The organism is Actinoplanes awajinensis subsp. mycoplanecinus, from assembly GCF_001509495.1.
Taxonomy (GTDB): Bacteria; Actinomycetota; Actinomycetes; order Mycobacteriales; family Micromonosporaceae; genus Actinoplanes; species Actinoplanes palleronii.
This window is the reverse complement of the sequence record NZ_LLZH01000061.1, coordinates 1-9,117: the sequence shown is the minus strand read 5'-3', so window position 1 is coordinate 9,117 and position 9,117 is coordinate 1. Positions and strand designations below refer to the sequence as shown.

Annotated in this window: 6 protein-coding genes and 1 pseudogene; 1 reads left to right on the top strand and 6 read right to left on the bottom strand. The window is 73.1% G+C overall.

What is annotated here, in order from left to right:
• Positions 1–794: pseudogene (locus ADL15_RS10940) on the top strand (glycogen debranching enzyme); the annotation flags it as partial.
• 1,282 nt (positions 795–2,076) lie between these two features.
• On the opposite strand, the gene ADL15_RS52850 reads toward ADL15_RS10940, so the two are convergent.
• The 6 genes from ADL15_RS52850 to ADL15_RS10910 all read right to left on the bottom strand — a co-directional run bounded on the left by ADL15_RS52850 (position 2,077) and on the right by ADL15_RS10910 (position 8,902).
• Complete coding sequence (locus tag ADL15_RS52850) at positions 2,077–2,796, bottom strand: HAD family hydrolase (protein WP_067687929.1); 720 nt, start codon at positions 2,794–2,796, stop codon at positions 2,077–2,079.
• A 308-nt stretch (positions 2,797–3,104) separates the two neighbouring features.
• Entirely contained in the window at positions 3,105–5,699 is a 2,595-nt protein-coding gene (locus ADL15_RS10930; protein ID WP_067687927.1) for an FtsX-like permease family protein, read from the bottom strand.
• On the bottom strand, positions 5,693–6,463 hold the full coding sequence (locus ADL15_RS10925; RefSeq protein WP_067687925.1) for an ABC transporter ATP-binding protein: 771 nt from the start codon (positions 6,461–6,463) through the stop codon (positions 5,693–5,695). Before ADL15_RS10925 ends, ADL15_RS10930 begins: the two co-directional genes overlap by 7 nt.
• A 74-nt stretch (positions 6,464–6,537) precedes the next feature.
• Entirely contained in the window at positions 6,538–7,512 is a 975-nt protein-coding gene (locus tag ADL15_RS10920; RefSeq protein ID WP_067687922.1) for a hypothetical protein, read from the bottom strand.
• Positions 7,513–7,536: 24 nt separating this feature from the next.
• A complete protein-coding gene (locus ADL15_RS10915; RefSeq protein WP_067687920.1) occupies positions 7,537–8,628 on the bottom strand; it encodes a glycoside hydrolase family 32 protein in 1,092 nt (363 codons plus the stop codon).
• A gap of 52 nt (positions 8,629–8,680) precedes the next feature.
• The gene (locus tag ADL15_RS10910; RefSeq protein WP_067687918.1) at positions 8,681–8,902 is read right to left on the bottom strand and encodes a DUF397 domain-containing protein; all 222 of its coding nucleotides are present in this window, start codon (positions 8,900–8,902) and stop codon (positions 8,681–8,683) included.
• Positions 8,903–9,117: the final 215 nt, after the last annotated feature.

Here is a 9,117-nt window from a genome sequence, read left to right as displayed (position 1 = left end):
GGCCGATCGCGTCGATCAACTTCGTCACCGCGCACGACGGGTTCACCCTGCACGACCTGGTGTCCTACAACGAGAAGCGCAACGACGCCAACGGCGAGGGCAACCGGGACGGCGAGAGCCACAACCGGTCCTGGAACTGCGGCGTCGAGGGTCCCACCGAGGACACCGAGGTCGTCACGCTCCGCGAACGGCAGAAGCGCAACTTCCTGGCCACCATGCTGCTCAGCCAGGGCGTCCCGATGATCGTGCACGGCGACGAGCTGGGCCGTACCCAGCAGGGCAACAACAACGTCTACTGCCAGGACAACGAGCTCAGCTGGATCGACTGGGAGAACGCCCGCGAGGAGGACGTGCTCACCCACTTCGTCCGGCTCCTCACCAAACTCCGCGCCGACCACCCGATCTTCCGCCGCCGCCGCTTCTTCACCGGCGACCCGGCCGGCGACTCGAAGCTGCCCGACATCGCCTGGCTCCGCCGCGACGGCGAAATGATGAACGAGGAAGACTGGAACACCCGCAGCGGCATGACCATGACCGTGTTCCTCAACGGTCACGGCATCCCGGAACGCGACGCGCTCGGCGAGGAGATCATCGACGACTCGTTCCTGCTGTTGTTCAACCCGCTCGACGAGGACGTGGCGTTCACCCTGCCGGCCCGCGAATACGGCAAGACCTGGGAGGTCGTCGCACACACCGCCGACCCGCTGCTGGCCCGCCGCCGCAAGACCGCCCGTTCGGGCAGCAATTTCGAGGTGGTCCGCCACGCCTTGGTCGTCCTCCGCTGCCGCTACTGACGGCCACCACCGTCACCATCACCCACCCGGAGCCCATCCCGCCCGCCGCTCGCCAGTAACGCGCGCAGGCCGGGGAGGTGCCCGGATCACGGTTGGTTCGCCGGTCGCGGCCGCGGCCGTTCGGCGGGCCGGGCCGTGGGTGGTGCGGACCGCGGCCGGGCTGCAGACCGCGGCTGGCTCCCAGGGGTGTCTCCGCGACCCGGAGACACCCCTGGAGCCCAGCCGGTGCCCGGTTGTGGGCGCCCTGCGCCGGCTCGCCGAGCGGGCAGCCGTCCGGTCATGACCCGCCACGCCGGTCAACTGCCCCGGGCCGGGATCGTCGGAGCGGCGAGACAGCCCCGCGCCGTTCCACGCCCAGATGGCAGCAGCCCCAGCCGGCTCCGAGCCGCAACCGCCTCGTTCAGGGTCGAGGCCCGCCAGATCGGCCGGGCTGGCCCTGCCGGCCGTTGCCCGTCTGTCTTAACGGCCCTCACGCCCAGCCGGGCCGACCGAGCTGGTTCCAGTGGCCGTTATGCGTGTGTTTTAGCGGCCGTCACGCCCAGCCGGGCCGACCGAGCTGGTTCCAGTGGCCGTTATGGGTGTGTTTCAGCGGCCGTCACGCCCAGCTGGGTTCGTCGGGCTGGCTCTGGCGGCCGTTATGCGTCCGGTTCGAGGCCGTCAGGCCCAGCCGGGTGGGCCGAGCTGTTTCAGCGGCCGTTATCCGTGTGTTGTAGCGGCCCTCACGCCCAGCCGGGCCGACCGAGCTGGTTCCAGTGGCCGTTACCAGTGGCCGTTATGGGTGTGTTTTAGCGGCCGTCACGCCCAGCTGGGTTGGCCGGGCTGGTTCCAGTGGCCGTTATGGGTGTGTTTTAGCGGCCGTCATGCCCAGCTGGGTTCGTCGGGCTGGCTCTGGCGGCCGTTATGCGTCCGGTTTGAGGGCCGTCAGGCCCAGCCGGGCATGTCGAGCTGGTCCTGACGGCCCTCATGCGCGCGGGAACCACCGCGCTTGCTCGCCGCACCACCCCGGTGAGCGCCGGTCGTGGTTTCGCGGCTGTTTTGCCACGGTGGGTGCTTGCCGCGTTGGGCTGGTGAGCGCTCTTTGTGGTAGCGGCCGGGCTGGTTTTCGCGGTTGCTCGGCGATCTCGATACCGGCCGCCACGACCCGGGCTGACCCGCCGGGCGTCGCTCGGTGAGACCGGTAGTCCGGCCTGCGGGAGCGCCGTCAGCAACCGCGTGGCGCACCGCGACCCACCGACGTCGCCGCCTGGTTGGCTTCGCCGCTGGTAGCGCTGGCGGGCCTTGGTCAGCGGGCGCCTGCGACGTGCGGGCGGGCCGGGAGGCGGGTGAGGAGGCCGGGGAGGTCGGTCATGCTGGTGAACGTGTAGCTGGCGCCGGCCGCGAGCAGTACCTCGGGCGCGTGGTGGGCCGGGCTGCCGGGCGGGCAGTAGCCGAGGACTACCGCGCCGGCGGCTACGCCCGCCTGGACTCCGGTGGCGGTGTCCTCGACGACCGCGGTCCGGGCCGGGTCGACGCCGAGGGCAGCCGCGGCGGCCAGGTAGACGTCCGGGGCGGGCTTGCTGCGCGGCATCTCCATACCGCTGAAGATCTTGCCGGCGAAGACGTCGGCCAGGCCGACCTTGGTCAGTTGCAGCTCGACCTTGAAGCGATCGGCGCCGCTGGCGCAGGCCAGGCTGCCACCGAAGATCCGGTCGACCTCGCGTGCGGCGGCGACCGCGCCCGGGATCTCCTGCAGGTCGGACAGCAGCGCCTCGTTGCGGCGCTGCCGGAACTCGGCGATCCAGTCCTCGGTGGCGACGAAGCCGGTGTTGGCGGTGATCACGCCGAGTTCGTCGTGCAGCGCGCGCCCGACGAACAGCCGGAAGCAGTCCGCCTCGCTGACCGCCCAGCCGAGCTCGTGCAGCATCGCGCGGAGCACCGAGTTCGTGATCCGCTCCGAATCGACCAGAACCCCGTCACAGTCGAAGAGCACGGCGTCGACCGGAAGTGCGGCGTTGTCCAACATGCCGCCGACCCTAACGGCCGACGCGCCCACCCGCCGTGGCCGCGACCACACCACCACCGCCCGATCTTGGCGATCACCAGCCGAAATGCCGCCCCAAGTAGCCAAGATCGCGCGAGGCCCGCGAGGCCCGCGAGGCCCGGGAGGCCCGCGAGGTCCGGGAGGCCCGCGAGGTCCGGGAGGCCCGCGAGGTCCGGGAGGCCCGGGAGGTCCGGGAGGTCCGGGAGGTCCGGGAGGTCCGCGTCGGTCCGGGAGGTCCGCGTCGGTCCGGGAGGGTGCGTGGGGAGCGAGTGGGTGGGTGTGGTCTGGGGTCAGTCGCGGATGGAGGCCAGGGTGGCTGGTGGGGTGCGGAGGAGCAGGGCGGCCGGGATGAGGCTGGCGGCGAAGGCGACCAGGGCGCACAGTGCCGTCACTCCGATGATCACCGGCCAGGGGGCGGCGATGCCGGCGTGCGGGATGAGTTCGGTCAGGCGGGCGCGGAGGCTGAGCAGCAGGCCGGCCGAGACGGCGGCGGCGAGCAGGACGGCGACCCCGACGACGATGCCGGTCTCGGTGGCGATCAGGCCGAGGACCTGCCGCGGGGTCGCGCCGCCGAGCCGGAGCACGGCGATGTCCCGGGCGCGGTCCGCTGTCGACATCACCAGGGTGTTCGCGATGGCGATCGTGGTGTAGAGCAGGGTCAGGCCGAGCAGGGCGAGCATCGCGATGTCGTTCATCCGGTTGGCCTCGGCGGCCTGATCGGCGAAGTAGGCGTCCGCGGTCGCGACCCGCCCCGCGGACCCGGCGGCCGCGGCGAGAGCAGCGGGGTCACCGTCCCCGGCGAGATAAACCGCATCCGCACCGACGCCGACCCACGCCGAAGCATCAGGCAGCGCAGCGGCGGCGGCTGCGGGACCGGACGGCGCGATGGCGGCTGCGGGACCGGACGGCGCGGCGGTGGCTGCGGGACCGGACGGCGCGGTGGTGGTTGTGGGTGCGGGTGGCGCGGTGGTGGCTGCGGGGCCGGGTGGCGTGGTGGTGGCAGCGGATAGGGCGTAGGGGAGCAGGACTGCCTGGCCCAGGTCCAGGCTGGGTGGCAGGACGGTGACCACGCGCAGGGTTACCGGTGTCGTGTCGGCGAGCCACAGCTGGATCTCGTCGCCGGTGGACCAGTGCTGGGAGCGGGCCAGTTCGGCGCCCACCGCCACGGTGTCGGTGCCGCGCAGGGCGCTGACCGTGGGTGGCAGGTCCCAGACCTTCTCGATGCCCGGGCCGGCGTAGCGCGCGGGGATCAGCTCGATGGTGTCGCCGGTCAGGACGAAGGCGGAGCTGCTGCGCACCGGGACCGCGGCGGTCACGCCGGGGACCTGGGCCAGGGCGGACATCGCGGTGGCCGGCAACCCGACCGGGTCGACCGCGCCGACCAGCGCGGACGCGGTCACCCGGGAACGGGAGGCGAGCTGGTCGGCCTGCTGGGCGGTGGCGCTCGAGGCCAGCAGCGACACCGCCAGGCCGACCGTGACCAGCATCGGCGCCACCGTGGACGTGGTGCGCCGGAGCGAGGTCAGCGCGTTGCCGCGGGCGATCTGCACGGTCACGCCGGGCAGCAGGCCGGTCGCCACCCGGATCAGCAGCGGGGCCAGCAACGGGGTGAACAGCACCGTCGCGATCAGCGCGAAATACGCCGCGAAGAACGTCAGCGCGATCGCGTCCTCCCCGCCGGCCGCTCCACCGGCGGCGACCATGGCGATCGCCCCGCCGCCGAAGAGCAGCCCGAAGATCCAGCGGGACGGGGTCATCACCCGCCGGTCCAGCGCCGCCTCGCGCAGCGCCTCGACCGGGCGGATCTTGCCGGCTCGGCGGGCGGCCACCCACGTACCCAGAAGTGCCACCAGGAATCCGGCGCCGGCCGCGATCAGCAGCGCCCACGGGTTGAAAGCGACGGTGAAGTCCTCCGGCGCCAGCCCGTGCGCGGCCATCCAGCGCCCGCACCACGGCGCGACGAGCAGCCCGAGCGCGCATCCGGCGACGGCGGCGAGCCCGGCCGCGATCATCGCCTCGCCCAGGACCAGCCGGCGCACCTGACGCGGGGTCGCGCCGGCCGACCGCAGCAGGGCCAGCTCGCGTCGCCGCTGGCTGACCGCGAACGCGAACGTCCCGGCCACCACGAAGATCGACACCAGGACCGCGATGCCGGTGAACGTCCCCAGCAGCGACACCACCACGCTCAGGGCCTCGCCATCGACGTCCGGCTCGGCGAGGCTGCGGCGACTCCCGGTGAGCGTTTCCCAACCCGTTTCCGGTACGGCCTGAGCCGCCGTCCCGTCCCGGAACGCGATCGCGTCCACCCGCCCACCGGACAGTCGCGCGGCCTCGGCGTCACTCACGTACACCGCGTCGGGCCCGGTCACCACGCCGGTGACGGTGGCGGTCCAGGTGCCCTGCGCCGTACGTACCGGAAAAAGATCGCCGACCGCCCGCCCGGAAGCGACAGTGACCACCGCATCGCCGGACTCGATCGGCGCCCGCCCGGAGAGCAGCGCGGCCGGATGCAGCGCGGCGCTCGCCCACGGGTGCACGTCGGTCGCGACCTCGCCGGCCATCGCCGGCACCCGCCGGTCCACGACCGCCCCGGGCAGCGCGGACAGCCGGGCCACCGCGGCCGCCGGGAGAGCCGGTCGCACGTCGGCGGTGTTGGAAGCCGTATACGCCTCGTCGCCGGACCCGACCCGCGCCGAGACGGTGTCGGAGGCGACCGCGACCAGGGCGGCGCCGGAGAACCAGACCGGCACCCGGTCGCCGCGGAGCGTGGCGGCGGTGGCCAGCCCGGTGACGGTGAGCAGGCAGACCCCCAGGGTGAGCGCGACGAACACCCCGGCGAACCCGGCCCACCGGGCCCGCACGGTCTGCGCGGCGAGCCTCAGCACGGCAGGACCACCGCTGAGGCGGCCGGGCCGGTGGAGAGGCCGGACTCGAGGCCGGTCATCAGGTCGGCGACGGTCTGCGGGGTCATCGCGCCGCGGTCGTCGGCGACCCGGCCGTCGACCAGGAAGACCACCCGGTCGGCCCGGGCCGCGGCGACCGGGTCGTGGGTGACCATCACGATGGTCTGGCCGTGCCGGTCGACCATGTCGCGCATCAGGTCGAGCACCCCGCGCCCGGTGGTCGAGTCCAGGGCGCCGGTCGGCTCGTCGGCGAAGAGCACGGTGGGCCGGGTGACCAGGGCACGGGCGATCGCGACGCGCTGCTGCTGGCCGCCGGAGAGCTGGGCCGGCCGGTGCCCGCCGCGCTCGGCGAGCCCGACCGCGGCCAGCATGTCGCGCACCTGGCCACGCGCCGGTCGACGGCCGGCCAGGCGCAGCGGGAGCGCCACGTTCTGCTCCGCGGTCAGGGACGGGAGCAGGTTGAACGACTGGAAGACGAAACCGATCCTGTCGCGGCGCAGCAGGGTCAGCTCGGTCTCGGACAGCGTGGTGAGCTCGGCGCCGTCCAGGGTGACCGTGCCGGCGTCCGGTTTGTCCAGACCGGCCGCGCACTGCAGCAGGGTGCTCTTGCCCGAGCCGGACGGGCCCATCACCGCGGTGAAGGTGCCGGCCCGGAAGCCGAGGGTCAGCGAGTCGAGCGCGGTGACGGCGCCGGCGCCCCGGCCGTGGCGGCGGCGGACGCCGCGCAGATCGAGCAGTGGTTCCATGCGTCAATCCTGGAAGAACCCGCCGCGCGGTTCACTACCGTCACCGTGACACTTCACGGTAATGCCAGCACTACCTACGACAACTCCTTCACCCGGTTCTGCCACTTGAGGACCACGGCGCGGGCGCCAGCCCGGTCAGCGGCGGTCGCCATCTCGTCGGCCGTGGCCTGTCGCAGGTCCTCCCGGGCCGAGGCCAGGTAGGCCCGCGCGCCGCGCAGCTCGAGGGCCTGGTGGAAGGTGCCCAGGGTGTCACCCTTGAGATCGGCCAGGTGCTGCTTGGCCGCCGCCAGCTCGTAGCGCGCCACGGCCAGGTCGGCCGGGGACGTGCCCTGGTCGCCGCGGATGTCGTTGAGCTCGCCCTGCCGCTGGGCGACGTCGTTCGCCGCGGCGGCGAGTTCGTCGGCCGACGCGGTGTAGTCGGGCGCGGGCAGCGGCGCCGGGGTCGCGGCCGGGATCGGCCCGGCCGCGGCGACGGTCTTCGCCTCGGCCGTCACGGCGGTGCCCAGGCCGGTGGCGAGCAGGCCCTGTGCCGGCAGGCCGCACTCGGTCTGTGCCTGCTTGAAGTGCTCGTCGACCGACTGGAACAGGGCCATCAGCTGCGGCAGGTTAGTCGGCCCGGTGCTCGCGTCACCGACCGTCTGCAGCCGGGTGGTGTCGGCGGCCAGCAGGTGGACGGCCTTCTCCAGCTCCCGGTTGAAGATCAGCAGGTTGGCCTGGTCGGTGAGGATGCGCCCGGCCTCGGCGAGGGAGCCGTCCGACGCGACGAGGGACACCGCACCGGTCGGTTTGACGGCGTTCGCGGCGATGCTCGTGATGCTGGTGCAGACGGTGTTCTTGCTATGGCGCGCGACGCCGTACACCGCGCCGGACGCGACCAGGGCGAGGGCGGCGACCCCGGCGGTGGTCCAGATCAGGCGGGCGCGCCAGAGCGGACGTTCCTCGGGGACCGCCTGCGCGGGCTGGTGCTCGCCGACCGGCCGTTCCGCGAAGGCGAAGAGGTCGCGAGGATCGTTGGCATTCACACCGCCCCAGGTCGGCAGCGGTGCCACCGGATCTGAGGAACGCCGGAAAGTCTAGGTGTCCGACCGGCCGGATCCGGCGATCCGGGCGATGTGGCCGCCCGGATACCCGGGGACCGAGCGCCGGGCGGCGCCGAGACCGCTCACCCCCTCGACGGCGACCTCGACGATGTCCGCGTCGGCCAGCACGGTGGTCTCGCCGCCGGCCGGCATGCGCAGGATCAGGTCGCCGTGGTCGCGGACCTCACCGCCGGCCGTGGTCAGCCCGGTGACGCCGGTGACGAGGTATCGGTCCAGGTGCGGGTGGGGGGTGGCGACCAGGGTGGCGCCGCGTACCGAAAGGGTCCAGGGAACGCTGAGCCGGCCCGCCCACACCGGGCCGTCGCTCTCCGCGTCGCCCACGCGGGCCAGCACGCAGCGCCGGCCGGCCGCGTCGAGGAACGGCGCGGCCGGGCCGAGCCGGCCCCGGCCGAAGACGCCCCAGACGCGGGCGGTGAAGTCACGGCCGTCATAGGAGCCGATCGCGTACGACGCGTCGGCGCCCGCCACCAGCAGCACCCATTCGCCGTCCAGCGCGAACAGCCGCGGGCAGCCCCAGCCGCTCTCCGCCCGTGCGATCAGCACCCCGTCGTAGTCCCAGGTCAGCAGATCGACCGAGCGATACTGCAGGACCGCCGACCCGCCATTTTCCGGTACGGCGGCGACCAGCATCCGCCACCCGTCACCCGCCGTGAAGACGAACGGATCGCGCAGGCCGGTGAAGCCACCGGGCGGCGGCCCGAGCACCGGACGGTCCGGCGTGGCCTGCCAGCCGTCCCGGTCCGGCACGGTCACCGCGCGCCGGACCCCGCCCCGTTCCGCCTGGGAATGGAACAGCACCGGGCCACCGGGACCGTCCACGACCGACCCGCAGAGCGGTGTGCCGGTCGCGTCCGGCGCCGGGGCGACCGCCCGCTCGTGCCAGATCACCAGGTCGTCGGAGACCGCGCAGCCCCAGCCGGGCGCCCGGTCGGCGGCGGCGCGGTGCTCGTAGAACAGGTGATACCGGCCGTCCAGCCGGAGCACCCCGAAGAGATCGCCGACCCGGCCGTCGCGCGGGGTGAAGTGCATCCGGGGCCGCAGCCCCACGCCCGGTTCACCGTCCATGCGCTCTGCGTAACACCACCGCAGGGCCGGCGCCAGCCCGCGGAGCTGCCAATCAGGTGTCGAACTCGCCGTCCTTCGCGCCGCCGAGGAACGCTGACCACTCGGACGGGGTGAAGAACAGGATCGGGCCGTCCGGGTTCTTCGAGTCGCGGACCGCCCGCCCGCCGTCGGGCAGCTCGGCCACTTCGACACAGTTGTCCGAGTAGCTGCGGGTACTCCGGCGCCAGGCCGCCCTCTTCCGGTCAAATCCCGCAGCGTAGGTCTTCTCTGTCATCTCGCACCTCCGGGAACATTCTCAGCATTCCTCCAGGGTGGAGACTGTCCGAGATCCGTCTCACCTGCGGGAACGGCACGATCGCTGCACGTGCTTCCGACCGTGCAGTTCTAGAACCAACGCCGTTCAGTTAGGGCTGGGTGGCTTCTGTCAAGATCAGGACGTTGATCTCGGTGGTGGCTTGGTAGGTGGTGCGGTCGATGTTGGGGCCGCGG

What these genes read in the sequence shown, in the direction of transcription:
- ADL15_RS52850 (WP_067687929.1), bottom strand. Translation starts at nt 2,796, where the DNA reads ATGTTGGACAACGCCGCACTTCCGGTCGACGCCGTGCTCTTCGACTGT.
- ADL15_RS10925 (WP_067687925.1), bottom strand. Translation starts at nt 6,463, where the DNA reads ATGGAACCACTGCTCGATCTGCGCGGCGTCCGCCGCCGCCACGGCCGG.
- ADL15_RS10915 (WP_067687920.1), bottom strand. Translation starts at nt 8,628, where the DNA reads ATGGACGGTGAACCGGGCGTGGGGCTGCGGCCCCGGATGCACTTCACC.
- ADL15_RS10910 (WP_067687918.1), bottom strand. Translation starts at nt 8,902, where the DNA reads ATGACAGAGAAGACCTACGCTGCGGGATTTGACCGGAAGAGGGCGGCC.